This is a genomic window from Pseudomonas ulcerans (assembly GCF_036324125.1).
GTDB classification, from domain to species: domain Bacteria; phylum Pseudomonadota; class Gammaproteobacteria; order Pseudomonadales; family Pseudomonadaceae; genus Aquipseudomonas; species Aquipseudomonas ulcerans.
Genome location: NZ_JAZDQN010000041.1, coordinates 23,953 through 40,431, shown reverse-complemented (window position 1 = coordinate 40,431; position 16,479 = coordinate 23,953). Strand labels below are relative to the sequence as shown.

Annotated in this window: 18 protein-coding genes; 7 read left to right on the top strand and 11 right to left on the bottom strand. The window is 63.4% G+C overall.

All coding sequences use genetic code 11. The features are described 5' to 3' along the window. Positions 1-22: 22 nt before the first annotated feature. From prpC to V0R59_RS25940, 3 genes are read right to left on the bottom strand one after another with little or no spacing between them, the layout of a single operon-like run. The gene (gene prpC, locus V0R59_RS25950; protein WP_330074711.1) at positions 23-1,150 is read right to left on the bottom strand and encodes a bifunctional 2-methylcitrate synthase/citrate synthase; all 1,128 of its coding nucleotides are present in this window, start codon (positions 1,148-1,150) and stop codon (positions 23-25) included. A 58-nt stretch (positions 1,151-1,208) separates the two neighbouring features. Then, on the bottom strand, positions 1,209-2,099 hold the full coding sequence (gene prpB / locus V0R59_RS25945; RefSeq protein ID WP_330074710.1) for a methylisocitrate lyase: 891 nt from the start codon (positions 2,097-2,099) through the stop codon (positions 1,209-1,211). Beyond that, positions 2,096-2,806, bottom strand: a complete 711-nt coding sequence (locus V0R59_RS25940) for a GntR family transcriptional regulator (RefSeq protein WP_330074709.1) — start codon at positions 2,804-2,806, stop codon at positions 2,096-2,098. Before V0R59_RS25940 ends, prpB begins: the two co-directional genes overlap by 4 nt. 292 nt (positions 2,807-3,098) lie before the next feature. Here V0R59_RS25940 and rloA point away from each other — a divergent pair, with 292 nt between their 5' ends. The 4 genes from rloA to pabB all read left to right on the top strand — a co-directional run bounded on the left by rloA (position 3,099) and on the right by pabB (position 7,601). Next, positions 3,099-3,635, top strand: coding sequence for a retropepsin-like aspartic peptidase RloA (rloA, locus tag V0R59_RS25935; protein WP_330074708.1), 537 nt, complete (start codon positions 3,099-3,101; stop codon positions 3,633-3,635). 5 nt (positions 3,636-3,640) lie between these two features. Further along, positions 3,641-5,173, top strand: a complete 1,533-nt coding sequence (gene rloB, locus V0R59_RS25930) for an osmotic stress tolerance membrane protein RloB (RefSeq protein WP_330074707.1) — start codon at positions 3,641-3,643, stop codon at positions 5,171-5,173. Further along, positions 5,173-6,156 (top strand): alpha-L-glutamate ligase-like protein, encoded by a 984-nt coding sequence (locus tag V0R59_RS25925; protein WP_330074706.1) that lies wholly within the window; start codon positions 5,173-5,175, stop codon positions 6,154-6,156. The genes rloB and V0R59_RS25925 overlap by 1 nt, the downstream gene beginning before the upstream one ends. 98 nt (positions 6,157-6,254) lie before the next feature. After that, on the top strand, positions 6,255-7,601 hold the full coding sequence (pabB, locus tag V0R59_RS25920) for an aminodeoxychorismate synthase component I (RefSeq protein ID WP_330074729.1): 1,347 nt from the start codon (positions 6,255-6,257) through the stop codon (positions 7,599-7,601). 98 nt (positions 7,602-7,699) lie between these two features. Here the strand turns inward: pabB and thrH are convergent, their stop codons facing one another. Beyond that, a complete protein-coding gene (thrH, locus tag V0R59_RS25915) occupies positions 7,700-8,317 on the bottom strand; it encodes a bifunctional phosphoserine phosphatase/homoserine phosphotransferase ThrH (protein ID WP_330074705.1) in 618 nt (205 codons plus the stop codon). 136 nt (positions 8,318-8,453) lie between these two features. Between thrH and V0R59_RS25910 the strand changes: the two genes are divergently transcribed. Next, complete coding sequence (locus V0R59_RS25910) at positions 8,454-9,188, top strand: phosphoadenylyl-sulfate reductase (RefSeq protein WP_330074704.1); 735 nt, start codon at positions 8,454-8,456, stop codon at positions 9,186-9,188. Positions 9,189-9,246: 58 nt separating this feature from the next. On the opposite strand, the gene cysB is transcribed toward V0R59_RS25910, so the two are convergent. The 3 genes from cysB to V0R59_RS25895 all read right to left on the bottom strand — a co-directional run bounded on the left by cysB (position 9,247) and on the right by V0R59_RS25895 (position 11,833). Further along, a complete protein-coding gene (cysB, locus tag V0R59_RS25905) occupies positions 9,247-10,221 on the bottom strand; it encodes an HTH-type transcriptional regulator CysB (RefSeq protein WP_009394496.1) in 975 nt (324 codons plus the stop codon). A 122-nt stretch (positions 10,222-10,343) separates the two neighbouring features. Further along, positions 10,344-10,841: a universal stress protein gene (locus tag V0R59_RS25900; protein ID WP_330074703.1), complete on the bottom strand. Its 498-nt coding sequence runs from the start codon at positions 10,839-10,841 to the stop codon at positions 10,344-10,346. An 83-nt stretch (positions 10,842-10,924) separates the two neighbouring features. Further along, a complete protein-coding gene (locus V0R59_RS25895) occupies positions 10,925-11,833 on the bottom strand; it encodes a 5'-nucleotidase (protein WP_330074702.1) in 909 nt (302 codons plus the stop codon). 252 nt (positions 11,834-12,085) lie between these two features. Here V0R59_RS25895 and V0R59_RS25890 point away from each other — a divergent pair, with 252 nt between their 5' ends. Then, complete coding sequence (locus V0R59_RS25890; RefSeq protein WP_330074701.1) at positions 12,086-13,162, top strand: 3-deoxy-7-phosphoheptulonate synthase; 1,077 nt, start codon at positions 12,086-12,088, stop codon at positions 13,160-13,162. Between the two features lie 89 nt (positions 13,163-13,251). Here the strand turns inward: V0R59_RS25890 and V0R59_RS25885 are convergent, their stop codons facing one another. Then, on the bottom strand, positions 13,252-13,533 hold the full coding sequence (locus V0R59_RS25885; protein WP_042125370.1) for a GNAT family N-acetyltransferase: 282 nt from the start codon (positions 13,531-13,533) through the stop codon (positions 13,252-13,254). A 509-nt stretch (positions 13,534-14,042) separates the two neighbouring features. Between V0R59_RS25885 and oprI the strand changes: the two genes are divergently transcribed. Continuing rightward, positions 14,043-14,294 carry an outer membrane lipoprotei OprI gene (gene oprI / locus V0R59_RS25880; RefSeq protein ID WP_037058464.1) on the top strand — a complete coding sequence of 84 codons (252 nt, stop codon included), beginning with the start codon at positions 14,043-14,045 and terminating at the stop codon, positions 14,292-14,294. Positions 14,295-14,456: 162 nt separating this feature from the next. On the opposite strand, the gene V0R59_RS25875 is transcribed toward oprI, so the two are convergent. The 3 genes from V0R59_RS25875 to V0R59_RS25865 form a co-directional block, all read right to left on the bottom strand. Then, on the bottom strand, positions 14,457-15,437 hold the full coding sequence (locus tag V0R59_RS25875) for a L,D-transpeptidase family protein (protein ID WP_330074700.1): 981 nt from the start codon (positions 15,435-15,437) through the stop codon (positions 14,457-14,459). Positions 15,438-15,531: 94 nt separating this feature from the next. Further along, entirely contained in the window at positions 15,532-15,813 is a 282-nt protein-coding gene (locus tag V0R59_RS25870) for a hypothetical protein (protein ID WP_330074699.1), read from the bottom strand. Positions 15,814-15,869: 56 nt separating this feature from the next. After that, positions 15,870-16,475 carry an arylesterase gene (locus tag V0R59_RS25865; protein WP_330074698.1) on the bottom strand — a complete coding sequence of 202 codons (606 nt, stop codon included), beginning with the start codon at positions 16,473-16,475 and terminating at the stop codon, positions 15,870-15,872. Between the last annotated feature and the right edge of the window lie 4 nt (positions 16,476-16,479).

The following is a 16,479-nucleotide window of genomic DNA, read 5'->3' as shown; positions in this document are numbered from 1 at the left end:
GGCGGTGATCTTTCGATCTCTGTCAGCGCTTCTCGATCGGCACGTAGGCGCGCTGCTCGACGCCGGTGTACTCGGCGCTCGGGCGGATGATGCGGTTGTTGGCACGCTGCTCGAACACATGCGCCGCCCAGCCGGTCAGGCGCGAGCAGACGAAGATCGGGGTGAACAGCTTGGTCGGGATGCCCATGAAGTGGTACGCCGAGGCATGGTAGAAGTCGGCGTTGGGGAACAGTTTCTTCTGCTCCCACATGGTCTTGTCGATGGCCTCGGACACCGGGTACAGGACCTTGTCGCCCACTTCGTCGGCCAGCTTCTTCGACCAGCCCTTGATCACCTCGTTGCGCGGGTCGGACTCTTTGTAGATGGCATGGCCGAAGCCCATGATCTTGTCCTTGCGCTCCAGCATCTTCAGCAGCTCGGTCACGGCTTCCTGCGGGCTCTGGAAGCGCTCGATCAGCTCCATCGCCGCCTCGTTGGCGCCACCGTGCAGCGGGCCACGCAGCGAGCCGATGGCGGCGGTGACGCAGGAGTACAGGTCGGACAGGGTCGAGGCACAGACCCGCGCGGTGAAGGTCGAAGCGTTGAACTCATGCTCGGCGTAGAGGATCAGCGAGACGTTCATCACCTTGACGTGCAACTCGCTCGGCTTCTTGCCGTGCAGCAGGTGCAGGAAGTGGCCACCGATAGTGTCTTCGTCGCTGGTGCAGTCGATGCGCACGCCGTGGTGGCTGAAGCGGTACCAGTAGCACATCACCGCCGGGAACAGGGCGAGCAGGCGGTCGGTCTTGTCGCGCTGCTGGTCGAAGTTCAGCTCCTGCTCCAGGGTGCCGAGCACCGAGCAGCCGGTACGCATGACGTCCATTGGGTGGGCGTTGGCAGGAATGCGCTCAAGCACTTCCTTCAACGCCTGAGGCAGGTCGCGCAGGGTCTTCAGGCGGGCCTGGTATTCGGCCAGCTGGGCCTTGTTCGGCAGCTCGCCGTAGAGCAGCAGGTAAGCAACTTCCTCGAACAGCGCGTTGGCGGCGAGGTCACGGACGTCGTAGCCGCGGTAGGTCAGGCCGGCGCCGGCCTGGCCGACGGTCGACAGTGCGGTCTGCCCGGCCACCTGGCCACGCAGGCCGGCACCGCTGAGTACTTTTGCTTCGGCCATGGGATATCTCCTTTCTTGAATTTGTTATGGAAGCTATTGGCTAATCAGGACCTTTGGCTCAGGCCTTCTTCTGCGCGAACAGGGCGTCGAGGCTCTGCTCGAACGCGTGGTAGTTGATGGCGTCGTACAGCTCCATACGGGTCTGCATGGTGTCGATCACGTTCTTTTGCGTGCCGTCGCGGCGCAGGGCGGCGTAGACGTTCTCGGCGGCCTTGTTCATGGCGCGGAAGGCCGACAGCGGGTACAGGGCCAGGGAGACGTCGGCGGAGGCGAGTTCCTCGGTGGTGTACAGCGGGGTCGCGCCGAATTCGGTGATGTTGGCCAGGATCGGCGCGCGCACGCGCTCGGCGAAGGTCTTGTACATCGACAGTTCGGTGATGGCTTCCGGGAAGATCATGTCGGCACCGGCCTCGATGCACGCGGCAGCGCGATCCAGGGCGGCTTCCAGACCTTCCACGGCCAGGGCGTCGGTACGCGCCATGATCACGAAGCTGTCGTCGGTGCGGGCATCGACGGCGGCCTTGATGCGGTCGACCATTTCCTGCTGCGAGACGATTTCCTTGTTCGGACGGTGGCCGCAGCGCTTGGCGCCGACCTGGTCCTCGATATGGATGGCGGCGGCACCGAACTTGATCATCGACTTCACGGTGCGGGCGACGTTGAACGCCGAGGCGCCGAAGCCGGTGTCGACATCCACCAGCAGCGGCAGGTCGCAGACGTCGGTGATGCGGCGCACGTCGGTGAGCACGTCGTCCAGGCCGGTGATGCCCAGGTCAGGCAGGCCCAGGGAGCCGGCAGCAACGCCGCCACCGGAGAGGTAGATGGCCTTGAACCCGGCGCGCTTGGCCAGCAGGGCGTGGTTGGCATTGATGGTACCGACCACCTGCAGCGGGTGCTCGGCGGCTACCGCGTCGCGAAAGCGCTGGCCGGGACTGCTTTTCTGACTCATGACTCACCTCGTGGGCTAGTGGCGTCCAGGTAGTGACGCTCGATATTGCGTTTGGAAGCGCCGATGTGACGGCGCATCAGGAGCTCCGCCAGTTCGCCGTCACGGTCGGCGATGGCGTCGAGAATCCGGTGGTGTTCGGCGAAGGCCTGGCGTGGCCGGTTGGGCGTGGCCGAGAACTGGATGCGGTACATGCGCACCAGCTGGTAGAGCTCGCCGCAGAGCATCTTGACCAGGGTGTTGTTGCCACTGCCCTGGATGATCCGGTAGTGGAAGTCGTAGTCGCCTTCCTGCTGGTAATAGCCGACCCCGGCCTGGAACGCGGCGTCGCGCTCGTGGGTATCCAGCACCCGGCGCAGCTCGTCGATCTCGGCTACGCTCATGCGTTCGGCGGCCAGGCGACAGGCCATGCCTTCGAGGGACTCGCGGATCTCGTAGAGTTCGATCAGTTCGGCATGGCTGAGGGACACCACCCGCGCCCCGACATGCGGCACGCGCACCAGCAGGCGCTGGCCTTCCAGGCGGTGGATGGCCTCGCGCAGCGGGCCGCGGCTGATGCCGTAGGTGCGCGCCAGCTCGGGCTCGGAGATCTTGCTGCCGGGGGCGATCTCGCCCTTGACGATGGCGGCCTGGATACGCCGGAAGACGTTTTCGGAAAGGGTTTCCGACTCGTCCTGGACGATTCCCGGTGCTTGCGCTGTATCCAGCATGATTGTCGACACCTTTGAAAATCAATGCGACAAAACTAGCCAAATCGCCCAGCGGAGTCAAAGACAAAATAAATATTGTCGACAATCGTCTAAGAACGAACTTCGGGGACGAGCGCGTTGTCTCAGTGGCGGCGCGCTGGCGCCGGAATGTCAGCGTGATAGAATGCCGCCGCCTCATTTTTTGCGGCATGGATAATGTGTCTGTCATTTATTTGTGCCAGACCAACGAGGAGCTAGCGCAGAAATTGCCGGTGGCCTTGCCCGTACCCCCCACAGCATTGCGCCAGGATCTATGAGACTTTCGCCACTCCTGCTGTTGCTCAGCCTCTGTTTGTTGCCGGTCATGGCCCAGGCGACAGGCAAGACTGTCTACGGCCTCAACGAATACGCCCGGCTCGGCGACATCGACCTGGAGGTCGCCGCCAAGCTCGACACCGGGGCCAAGACCGCCTCCCTCAGCGCCCGCGACATCAAGCGCTTCAAGCGCAACGGCGAGTCGTGGGTGCGCTTCTACCTGGCGATCGACGCCGCCCATTCCCACCCGATCGAACGCCCGCTGGCCCGGGTCAGCAAGATCAAGCGCCGCGCCGGTGACTACGACCCGGACGAAGGCAAGGCCTACACCGCCCGACCGGTGATCGCCCTGAACATATGCATGGGCAATGCCCTGCGCGAAATCGAAGTCAACCTCACCGACCGCAGCGCCTTCCAGTACCCGCTGCTGATCGGTTCCGAGGCGCTCAAGCACTTCGACGCGCTGGTCGATCCAAGCCTTAAATACGCTGCCGGCAAACCCGCCTGCGCCACTGACGCTCAAACCGCAGAGTAACCCCGATGCGCTCTCTTACCCTTCACCTGAAAGTCCTGATCACCGTGCTGGTGCTATTGGGCGTGCTCATCACGGCCTATCAGATCTTCTTCCTCGGCATCCCGGTGACCGAGGACGAGACCGACGACCTGTGGAACATCGACGCCAAGGTCGAGTTCGTCGCCAGCCCGAAAGACCCGGTGAAAGTGCAGATGTACGTGCCGCCGCTGAGCCATGACTACGTCAGCCTCAACGAGAGCTTCATCTCCAACAACTACGGGGTCAGCGTCAACCGCGTCGACGGCAACCGCAAGGTGACCTGGTCGGCCCGCCGCGCCAGCGGCAACCAGACGCTGTACTACCGCCTGGTGCTGACCAAGCGCTACAGCAGCGAGAAGCCCAAGATCAAGGGCCCGACCTTCCGTGACAGCCTGCCGGTGGAAGGCCCCGAGAAGATCGCCGCGGAAGCCCTGCTGGCGCCGATCCGCCAGCACTCGGCGGACGTCGAGACCTTCGTCAGCGAAACCATCAAGCGTGTCAACAATCTCAACGACGACAACGTCAAGCTGCTCCTGGCCGGCGATACCTCGGTGCAGAAGAAGGCCAAGATCATCGACCTGCTGCTGTCCATCGCCCACGTGCCGCTGGAGCGGGTGCAGACCATCCGCCTGGTGGCCGACCAGCCGCAGACCCCGGAACTCTGGCTGCGCAGCTTCAACGGCAACGACTGGCTGTACTTCAACCCGGAAAACGGCGAGCAGGGCCTGCCCAGCGACCGCCTGCTGTGGTGGACCGGTGACGACAACCTGGTCACCGTCGACGGCGGCAAGAAGGTCAACGTCAGCTTCAGCCTGAACAACAGCGAGATGAACGCCATCCGCCTGGCCAAGCTGACCGACGAGAACACCGACGCCGACTTCCTCGAATATTCCCTCTACGGCCTGCCGCTGCAGACCCAGCAGACCTTCATGATCATGGTGATGATCCCGATCGGCGTGCTGGTGATCCTCATCCTGCGCAACCTGATCGGCCTGCAGACCCTCGGCACCTTCACCCCGGTGCTGATCGCCCTGGCCTTCCGCGAGACCCAGCTGGGCTTCGGCATCGTGCTGTTCACGGTGATCACCGCCCTCGGCCTGTCGCTGCGCTCGTACCTCGAACACCTGAAGCTGCAGATGCTGCCGCGCCTGTCGGTGGTGCTGACCTTCGTCGTGGTGCTGATCGCCGCCATCAGCCTGTTCAGCCACAAGCTGGGCCTTGAGCGCGGCCTGTCGGTGGCGCTGTTCCCGATGGTGATCCTGACCATGACCATCGAACGCCTGTCCATCACCTGGGAAGAGCGCGGCGGCGGCCACGCCATGAAAGTCGCCATCGGCACCCTGTTCGCCGCGTCGCTGGCGCACCTGCTGATGAGCGTGCCGGAGCTGGTGTACTTCGTCTTCACCTTCCCGGCGGTGCTGCTGATCCTGGTGGGCTTCATGCTGGCGATGGGTCGCTACCGCGGCTACCGCCTGACGGAGCTGGTTCGTTTCAAGGCTTTCGTGAAGGCTGACGCCTGATGTTCGGACTCTGGAAAACCTGGAAGGCCCTGGAAGCCCGGGGCATCATGGGTATCAACCGGCGCAACGCGGACTACGTCCTGAAGTACAACAAGCGCCATTTGTACCCGATCGTCGACGACAAGATCATCACCAAGGAACGGGCGATCCAGGCCGGCATCCACGTGCCGGAGATGTACGGGATCATCTCCACCGAGAAGGAGATCGAGAAGCTCGACGAGATCATCGGCGGGCGCAGCGACTTCGTCATCAAGCCGGCCCAGGGCGCCGGCGGTGACGGCATCATGGTCATCGCCGACCGTTTCGAGGACCGCTACCGCACGGTCTCGGGCAAGATCATCAGCCACGAGGAAATCGAGCACCAGATCTCCAGCATCCTCACCGGCCTGTACTCCCTCGGCGGGCACCGCGACCGCGCGCTGATCGAATACCGGGTGACCCCGGACCAGATCTTCAAGAGCATCAGCTACGAAGGGGTGCCGGACATCCGCATCATCGTCCTGATGGGCTACCCGGTGATGGCCATGCTGCGCTTGCCGACCCGCCAGTCCGGCGGCAAGGCCAACCTGCACCAGGGCGCCATCGGCGTCGGCGTCGACCTGGCCACCGGCGTGACCCTGCGCGGCACCTGGCTGAACAACATCATCAGCAAGCACCCCGACACCACCAACGCGGTGGACGGCGTGCAACTGCCGAACTGGGACGGCTTCATGAAGCTCGCCGCCGGCTGCTACGAGCTGTGCGGCCTGGGTTACATCGGCGTCGACATGGTCCTGGACCAGGACAAGGGCCCGCTGATCCTCGAACTCAACGCCCGGCCGGGCCTGAACATCCAGATCGCCAACGACTGCGGCCTGACCCAGCGCACCCACGCCATCGAGGCCCACCTGGAGGAACTGGCGAAGGACGGCAAGCAGGAAACGCCCGAGGAGCGCGTGCGCTTCGCCCAGCAGCTGTTCGGTCACGTTCCTTCTCGTCAGTAGAAGACTGGCGCCCCGGCGACGGGGCGCTGTCTTGCCTCTAGGAGCAATCGTTTCGGGGGTCTACAATGCCTGCCCCGCCTTGCGACCCGTCCAGACGAATGCCGACCTGCACCGTTGTCCCCCTGCCCTACCAGGCCGACCCGGCCGCTTATTTCGCACGCGTGCGCCATGCCCCTGGCGCGGTGCTGCTCGACAGCGCCCGCCCCGGCGCCGAGCGTGGCCGCTTCGACATCCTCAGTGCCTGGCCGCTGCGCAGCCTGGTGGCGCAGGACAGTGAAAGCGGCACGGCGTTCCTGCAGCGCCTGCGCGACGGACTGGCCGATCTGGGCGAGGCGCAATTGCCGGCGGGGCTGGAACTGCCGTTTGCCGGCGGCCTGATCGGCTACCTGAGCTACGACTTCGGCCGGCGCCTGGAACAACTGCCGGAGATCGCCCGCGACGACCTCGGCCTCCCGGATGCGACCCTCGGGCTGTATGCCTGGGCACTGGTTACTGATCACCAACTGATTACAAGTCAGTTGCTCTTCCACCCCGCCCTGCCCGCCAGCGAGCGTCAGCGCCTGGCCGACCTGTTCAGCCAGCCAGCCGAAGCGGACCCCGGCGCCGGCTTCCACCTCGACGCGCCGATGCGCGGCGACCTCGGCCCCGACGACTATCGCCAGGCCTTCGAGCGAGTGCAGGACTACATCCACGCCGGCGACTGCTACCAGATCAACCTGACCCAGCGTTTCCGCGCGCCGTGCCACGGCGATCCGTGGAGCGCCTACCAGGCCCTGCGCAAGGCATGCCCGACGCCATTCTCCGGCTTCCAGGTGCTGGCCGATGGCAGCGCCCTGCTCAGCCTGTCGCCGGAACGCTTCATCCGGGTCAGCGGTGGCCAGGTGGAAACCCGCCCGATCAAGGGCACCCGCCCGCGCAGCGCCGATCCGCAGCAGGACCGCGCCAACGGCGAGGAACTGCTGGCCAGCGCCAAGGACCGCGCCGAAAACCTGATGATCGTCGACCTGCTGCGCAACGACCTCGGGCGCACCTGCGAGATCGGCTCGGTGCGGGTGCCGGAGCTGTTCAGCCTGGAGAGCTACCCCAACGTGCACCACATGGTCAGCAGCGTCACCGGACGCCTGGCGGCGGACAAGGACGCCCTCGACCTGATCGCCGGCAGCTTCCCCGGCGGCTCGATCACCGGCGCGCCGAAGATCCGCGCGATGCAGATCATCGACGAGCTGGAACCCAGCCGGCGCGCGCTTTATTGCGGGTCGTTGCTGTATCTGGACGTACGCGGCGAGATGGACAGCTCGATCGCTATCCGCAGCTTGCTGGTGAAGGATGGGCAGGTGTGCTGCTGGGGTGGTGGTGCGGTGGTGGCGGACTCGGAGTGGGAGGCCGAGTATCAGGAGTCGATCACCAAGGTCAGGGTACTGCTGGAAACCTTGCAGGGTCTTTAGTGGCCTACCACCGGCAAGCCAGCTCCCACAGGTCCTTTGCATGCAGAACCTTGTGGGAGCTGGCTTGCCAGCGATGAGGCCCTAGGCTCCTGTAAAACCTACAGGCTCAACGCCCGGTTCGAAGCCTTGATGAACTCCTGCTTCAACGCCTCGAAATCATGCACCGCCGGGAACTGCGGGAACTCGCGGATCACATTCTCCGGCGCATGGAACAGGATCCCCGCATCCGCCTCGCCGAGCATGGTGGTGTCGTTGTACGAATCACCCGCCGCGATCACCCGGTAGTACAGGCTCTTGAACGCCAGCACCGACTGGCGCTTGGGATCCTTCTGGCGCAGCTGGTAGCTCACCACCCGATCAGTCTCGTCGGTGATCAGGCGATGGCACAGCAGGGTCGGGAAGCCCAGCTGGCGCATCAGCGGCTGGGAGAACTCGTAGAAGGTGTCGGAGAGGATCACCACCTGGAAGCGCTCGCGCAGCCAGTTGACGAACTCCACGGCGCCGTCCAGCGGCTTGAGGGTGGCGATCACCGCCTGGATGTCGGACAGCTTCAGGCCGTGCTCATCGAGGATCCGCAGACGCTGCTTCATCAGCACGTCGTAGTCCGGAATGTCACGGGTGGTGGCCCGCAGCGATTCGATTCCGGTTTTTTCCGCGAAGGCGATCCAGATTTCCGGGACCAGCACGCCTTCCAGATCGAGACAGGCAATTTCCACAGCACACTCCTCGAACAACGCCAAAAATGGAGCCCGCACTCTAAGCGCAGCGATGCGACCCGTCTACCCGGCATTTTTTGGTAACATCTGCCCCACTACGAGCGCCAAGCGCCATTCAATAGACGGAAGCCGCCTGATGAGCCAACCTTTCGACGTCGCCGCCCTGGCTGCGACCTATGCCAACAAGTCCCCGCAGGACATCCTCAAGCTCGCCTTCGAGCATTTCGGCGATGACCTGTGGATTTCCTTCAGCGGCGCCGAAGACGTGGTGCTGGTGCACATGGCCCGCAAGATCAACCGCAACGTCAAGGTCTTCAGCCTCGACACCGGGCGCCTGCATCCGGAGACCTACCGCTTCATCGATCGCGTGCGCGAAGAGTTCAACCTGCCGATCGAGATCCTGTCGCCGGACCGCGACAAGCTCGACCCGTTCGTCAAGGAAAAGGGCCTGTTCAGCTTCTACAAGGACGGCCATGGCGAATGCTGTGGCATCCGCAAGATCGAGCCGCTGCGGCGCAAGCTGGCCACCGTCAGCGCCTGGGCCACCGGCCAGCGCCGCGACCAGAGCCCGGGCACCCGCAGCCAGGTGGCCGCGCTGGAAATCGACAGCGCCTTCTCCACCCCGGAACGCACCCTGTACAAGTTCAACCCGCTGGCGCAGATGACCAGCGCGGAAGTCTGGGGCTACATCCGCATGCTCGAACTGCCATACAACAGCCTGCACGAGCGCGGCTTCATCAGCATCGGCTGCGAACCCTGCACCCGTCCGGTGCTGCCGAACCAGCACGAGCGCGAAGGCCGCTGGTGGTGGGAAGAGTCGACCCAGAAGGAATGCGGGCTGCATGCCGGCAACCTGATCAGCAAGGCCTGATCCCCAGGAACGAAAAAACCGGCCGAGGCCGGTTTTTTCATGGCTGCGAAACTGCGGGTCAATGCACCGGCAGCTCGACACCTTCGAACAGCTCTTCCAGTTCCTGCTTGTTGTGGCACTGGATCGCCTTGGCCATCACTTCGCGGGTCAGGTGCGGGGCGAACTTCTCGATGAAGTCGCACATGAAGCCACGCAGGAAGGTGCCGCGACGGAAGCCGATCTTGGTGATGCTGGACTCGAACAGCTCGCTGGCGTCGAGGACTACAAGGTCGCTGTCCAGCTTCGGATCCACTGCCATCTTGGCGACGATGCCGACACCCAGGCCGAGGCGCACGTAGGTCTTGATCACGTCGGCGTCGGCGGCGGTGAACACCACCTTCGGGGTCAGGCCGCGATGGCTGAAGGCTTCGTCCAGCTTGGAGCGACCGGTGAAACCGAAGACGTAGGTGACGATCGGATATTCGGCCAGCACTTCCAGGGTCAGCTTCGGCAGCTTGGTCAGCGGGTGACCCTGGGGCACGACCACGCAGCGGTTCCAGCGGTAGCACGGCATCATCACCAGGTCACCGAACAGCTCCAGGGCCTCGGTGGCGATGGCGAAGTCGACGGTGCCGTCGGCGGCCATCTCGGCGATCTGCATCGGCGAGCCCTGGTGCATGTGCAGGGCCACTTCCGGGTACTGCTTGATGAACGAGCTGATCACCGGTGGCAACGCGTAGCGGGCCTGGGTGTGAGTGGTGGCGATGGACAGGGTGCCCTTTTTCTCGTTGGAGAATTCCTGGGCGATCTGCTTGATGCTCTCGACCTTGCGCAGGATTTCCCCGGCAGTATTGATGATCCGCTCACCCGCCGGGGTGACGCGGGTCAGGTGCTTGCCGCTGCGGGCAAACACTTCCACGCCCAGCTCGTCCTCCAGCAGGCGAATCTGCTTGCTGATCCCCGGCTGGGAGGTGTACAGGCTTTGCGCCGTGGCGGAAACGTTGAGGTCGTGGTGCGCCACTTCCCAGATGTAGCGCAGTTGTTGAAGCTTCATAGGTATCCCTCAGAGGCTGGGCGTCACCGGCAACAGCGACGAGTTATAACTATATTAGTGGTCAGGAGAATAAATCTAGAACAATTTCTCTAGTTTTCTTACAGGCGCCACGGAAAAAGCCCTCACAATTTCCGACGGCCGAGGTGCTGGGCGAGCGGCACCATGTACACCGGCACCGGCGACAGCTGCAGGATGCGCACGGCGGTGCGGCCGATCGGGATCTCCACCCCTGCCCCGTGGCTATGGCTGCCGACGATGAGCAGGTCTACATTCAGGCGCTGCGCCTGCTCCAGGATCACTTCCGCCGGGTCGCCCTGGCGTACCCGTACCGCGCGGATCAGCGCCAGGTCCTCCTGGTCGCCCAGTTCGTCGCGGAAATTCTCCAGGACCCGCTGCTCGATATTGGCCATGACGGTGTTCACGCCCTGGCTGTGCAACTGATCCAGCGTCTGTTCGTCGAGGTAACTCTGCAGCAGCGATTCAGCGAATTGCCCCATGGGCTCCACGGCATGGATCACGTAGAGCTCGGCATTGAAGGTACGCGCCAGGGCCAGCGCGTGTTGCATGACATAAGGCGCGTACACACCGAGGTCCGTGGCGTACAACATCGAACGGATCATTTGACCTCCTCGACTGCCGGAGCGGCAGGGCAAGCTTCAGCTTAGCAGCGCCCAACCGACGCGCAGGTCCCGTCCGGCGGGGCTCAGGCCGGGTCCTGCTGGTTGCTGATGCCATGCGGGACATGGCCGGTGGCGACCACCTTGCCGGCGCGTTCGCAGTGCCCGGTCTGGTCGTCGAAGAACACGTCGGCGGCGAAGGCTTCGAGGAATGCCGACTTGTCCAGGCCACCGAGGAACAGCGATTCGTCGAGGCGGATGTCCCACTCGCGCAGGGTGCGGATCACCCGTTCGTGAGCCGGCGCCGAACGGGCAGTGACCAGCGCGGTGCGGATCGGGCAGGCATCGCTGGGGAATTCCCGCTGCAAAAGGTTCAGGGCCGCGAGGAAGGGCTTGAACGGCCCGCCGCGCAAGGCCAGGCGCGCGGACTGGCGCTCGTTGGCCTGGAAGGCTTCCAGCCCCCCGAGCTGGTAGACCCGCTCGGATTCGTCGGAAAACAGCACGGCGTCGCCATCGAAGGCGATGCGCAACTCGTCGGTGGCCTCGCGGCGGGCGCCGCCGGAAAGAATGGTGGCAGCGGCGAAACCGGCGTCGAGGGCGCTGCGCACGTCACCGGCGTCGGTGGAGAGGAACAGGTGGCAGCCGAAGGCCGCCAGATAAGGATAGGGACTGCGCCCGCCGACGAAAGCCGCGCGGGAGATGCCCAACCCGTAATGCTCGATCGAGTTGAATACCCGCAGGCCGGTGTCGGCGCTGTTGCGCGAGACCAGCACCACCTCGACCCGCGGCTGGCCGAGCACGTCGTTGAGCCCCAGCAGCTTCTCCACCAGCAGGAAGGCATCCCCGGGGGCCAGATGCTCGTCTTCATGCTCGATCTGGTACTGGCGATAGGCTTCGACGCCTTCGGCGAGGAACAGCCGGTGGCTCTCGCTCAGGTCGAACAGCGCTCGCGAGGAAATCGCCACTACCAGTTTGTCACCCAGGCCTTTGTTCATCTTCGCTCCTGCTTCTCCGGATGGCCTTCAAGGGCCGCACAGGCAGCCAATCTATCCCGCCTGGCCCCACCCCGGCCACTTTAGTCGCAAAACCTGCCTTCAAAGGCCCGAACCGCCCGGTATTCAGGCGTTTACCCATTGTCGAACAAAGGGATTACGCGCTAAGGTTCCGCTCCCCGCTGAGCTCAATCATGCTGCTCCGCCGCACGGGGATCGCTGGCGGCCGGCATCCGTGACCTGACGAGTAACACGATGGCTGATTTACCGATCGACGACCTAAACGTTGCCTCCAACGAGACCCTGATCACGCCCGATCAGCTCAAGAAGGAGATTCCACTCAGCGCCACCGCGCTTCAGACCGTGACCGCGGGCCGTGAAGTGGTGCGCAATATCCTCGACGGCAAGGATCATCGCCTGTTCGTCGTGGTCGGCCCCTGCTCCATCCATGACATCAAGGCCGCCCATGAATACGCCGAGCGCCTCAAGGTACTCGCCGCGGAAGTCTCCGATACCCTGTACCTGGTGATGCGCGTCTACTTCGAGAAGCCGCGCACCACCGTGGGCTGGAAAGGCCTGATCAACGACCCGTACCTGGATGACTCGTTCAAGATCCAGGACGGCCTGCACATCGGTCGCCAGTTGCTCCTGGACCTGGCGGAAATGGGCCTGCCCACCGCCACCGAGGCCCTCGACCCGATCTCCCCGCAGTACCTGCAGGACCTGATCAGTTGGTCGGCCATCGGCGCCCGCACCACCGAATCCCAGACCCACCGTGAAATGGCCTCCGGCCTGTCCTCGGCAGTCGGCTTCAAGAACGGTACCGACGGCGGCCTGACCGTCGCCATCAACGCCCTGCAATCGGTGTCCAGCCCGCATCGCTTCCTCGGCATCAACCAGGAAGGCGGCGTGTCCATCGTCACCACCAAGGGCAACGCCTACGGCCACGTGGTCCTGCGCGGCGGCAACGGCAAGCCGAACTATGACTCGGTCAGCGTCGCCCTGTGCGAGCAGGCGCTGAACAAGGCCAAGATCAAGCCGAACATCATGGTCGACTGCAGCCACGCCAACTCCAACAAGGACCCGGCCCTGCAGCCACTGGTGATGGAAAACGTCGCCAACCAGATCCTCGAAGGCAACCAGTCGATCATCGGCCTGATGGTGGAAAGCCACCTGAACTGGGGTGCGCAGTCGATTCCGAAGGACCTCGACCAGCTGCAGTACGGCGTGTCCATCACCGACGCCTGCATCGACTGGGAAGCGACCGCCAACACCCTGCGCAGCATGCGCAACAAGCTCAAGGACGTGCTGCCACAGCGCAACCGCGGCTGATACGGCACATGCGAAAACGCCGGGCAAATGCCCGGCGTTTTCGTGTCTGCAAGCTGCCCGCGGCGATCGGCGGCGCGGGCTCCTGAGGTTCAGACCTTGGAAGAATGCTTCTGGTGACGCTCCATGTAGCGTTCGACATAGGAGCAGGAGGGAATGACGGTGTAGCCGCGCTCTTCGGCGTAGGCCAGCGCCCGTTCGGTGAGTGCCGCGGCAATGCCGCGACCACGCAAGGCGTTCGGCACGAAGGTGCGATAGATATCCAGGGTCTGCTTACCCAGGTCCATGTACGTCAGGTAAGCACGATGACCGTCCACGTTGGTCTCGAATTGATGACCAGCCTGGTCATGGTGGATGGACAACGCCTCGCTCATCACTACTCCTCGCGGGTCTTATAACAAAACCCTACCTTAACCGATGTTTGTCCGGCGAAGGAACCTCTACGCCACCCCGTGCCCCGTTGGACAGCGAGAAGAGCCAGCTCGTTCTCTGGGCAACCGAGCACGCTACAAATAGTAGGCGCCCCCTGCCCGGATACTCAAGGTACCGGTCGGAAAAATTCCCGCCCGGGACCTGCGGACGTCGCGTGGCGCAGCGTCTCGAATTACAACCGGATGATCCGTTTGTTATGACGCAACATGACACTAAAAGTCACCGTTAGTTCAACAAAAAGTACTTTTACAAGAACGCGTTACACTTGCTGAGGCGGGAAATGCGCGGTTTTCGTACACACCCCCTGTCAAGCGGGGTGGCAAGGCATTTTTTTTCCAATTCTTGCGCTCTGTCAGTTTACTTACTACAAGTAATGGGTACTATGTACGCCGGCCAGTTTCTCTTTGTTGAGAGATGGCTATTTAATAGAAAGTCCTTGAAGGGGAACACGATGAACAACGTTCTGAAATTCTCTGCTCTGGCTCTGGCCGCAGTTCTGGCTACCGGTTGCAGCAGCGTATCCAAAGAAACCGAAGCTCGTCTGACTGCTACCGAAGACGCAGCAGCTCGTGCACAAGCTCGTGCCGACGAAGCGTATCGCAAAGCCGACGACGCTCTGGCTGCCGCTCAGAAAGCTCAGCAGACCGCTGACGAAGCTAACGAGCGCGCTCTGCGCATGCTGGAAAAAGCCAGCCGCAAGTAATAATCCCTCGGGATTGTTATTTGAAGCCGACCCACTTGTGGGTCGGCTTTTTTATTGGCCGCTAGATGCGAATGGATACATGCCCTATCGCGTCACACCCGGCAATTCCTGCCGGCAATAAAAAAGCAGCCCTGAGGACTGCTCTTTCTTGAAGCACGAAGCTTACTGTTGCTGATAAGGATTGCTGGAAATGATTGGCACATTGCCAGCAGGCGCCATCGGCACCGCGATCTCCACCGGCATGCCATCTTCGGCGGCTACCACATCGCGCACCATGTCCCAGTTCATCTGCACGTTGTTGGCCAGGTCTTCACGCTTGAGCAGCGCGTTGATCACCGCGGTGTGCTTGTCCACTACCGAAGGATCGCCCTTGTCGTCCAGCGGGGTGTGCGCTTCCAGGTAAACCTTGCCACCACTGATACCGAACTTGTACGGCTCGTTGATGATCCGCACCGGAGTGCCCACCGGGGCCATCTTCGCCAGCTCCAGCACATTGTTGTTGAACATGCGGAAGCAGCCGTGGCTGGTACGCATGCCGATACCGAACTTCTTGTTCGAACCATGGATCAGGTAGCCCGGCACGCCCAGGGTGAACTTGAACGGACCCAGCGGGTTGTCGGGACCGGCCGGCACCACGTTCGGCAGCGGATCGCCGTCGGCGGCGTGTTCGGCCTTGATCGAGGCCGGCGGCGTCCAGGTCGGGTTCGGCGTCTTGGCGGTCACCTTGGTCTGCGCGATCGGCGAGCCCCAGCCTTCGCGACCGATACCCAGCGGGTAGGTGTGGACCACGTTCTCGCCTTTCGGGAAGTAATACATGCGGTACTCGGCGAGGTTGATGACGATGCCCTCGCGCGGGCCCGGCGGCAGGATGAAGCGGGTCGGCAGGATGATCTCGGTGCCGGCACCCGGCAGCCACGGGTCGACGCCCGGGTTGGCAGCGACCATTTCCAGGTAACCCAGGTCACCGGCGGTGCCGATGTCGGCGAAGGTGTCCTCGTACTTGGCCTTGATCACCTGGACCTGGCCAATGATGTCTTCGCCTGGCGGCGGCAGGGGGAACTCCAGCGCGGCAACGGGGCCGGCGGCGATCAGCGCGGCGGCCAGGGACAGGCAACGGGTGACGGCGGGAAAGCGCGGCAACATCCGGGAAATCCTTCGCAAATTCGGGGTGAAGACAGCGATTGTACACCGCTGCAGGAATTTTCGGCATACAGGGCCGCCAGGCGGCCGCTGCTGCTCAGAGCTCGGGCCAGACCGGCCGCGTACCTTTGCGCTGGGCTTCGAGGATGGCCCGGCACAGCGGACACAGGCGGCGATCCCGGTAGACGTTGCTTGGCACCCCGGACCAGCGTGGCTGCGCCGGCAGCAGGGTGCCGCAGAGGGTGCGGTCGGCCGAGCCGCCAAGTTCGAGTTGACGGGCTACCAGATGGACGCGGATCTCCTGACAGGCGAACAGGTCGAGCTGCTCATCGGGCTCGATCAATTGATAGGCATACAGGGACCAGGCGGGACGCGGCATCGGGGGCTCCAAATCGGGGGCGCAACATTAGCCGAAAGCCGGTCACTATAAAAGCGTCAAAGCAGCGGTTTGATTGCCGGCCAGGCATTTTCCAGCAACTGCGCCTGGGCCGCTTGCGCCGGATGGATACCGTCGGCCTGCATCAGCTCGGCATGACCACCGATGCCTTCGAGGAAGAACGGCACCAGGGGAACGTTTTTCTGCGCGGCAAGATCGGAATAGACCTGGGCAAAGGCTTTTGTATACCGCGCGCCGTAGTTCGGCGGCAGTTGCATGCCCAGCAGCAGTACCCTGGCCCCGGCTGCCCGGGACTTGTCGATCATCGAGGCAAGATTTTGTTGCAATTGCGTAGGAAGCTGCCCACGCAGCCCGTCATTGCCGCCCAGCTCCAGCACCACCAGGCTTGGCTTGTGCGCGGAAAGCAGCGCCGGCAGCCGCGCCTGGCCGCCCGCGCTGGTGTCGCCACTGACCGAGGCATTGACCACCTTGTCGTCGAAACCCTCGTCCTTGAGCCGCTTTTCCAGCAAGGCAACCCAACCCTGGCGGGTATCCAGGCCAAAAGCGGCGCTGATACTATCGCCGACGATCAACACCGTACCCGCCGCTGCGTTCTGCGCCATGCACAGCAAGGCCAGGCCAGCACTCAATAACCACACTCGCATCGGA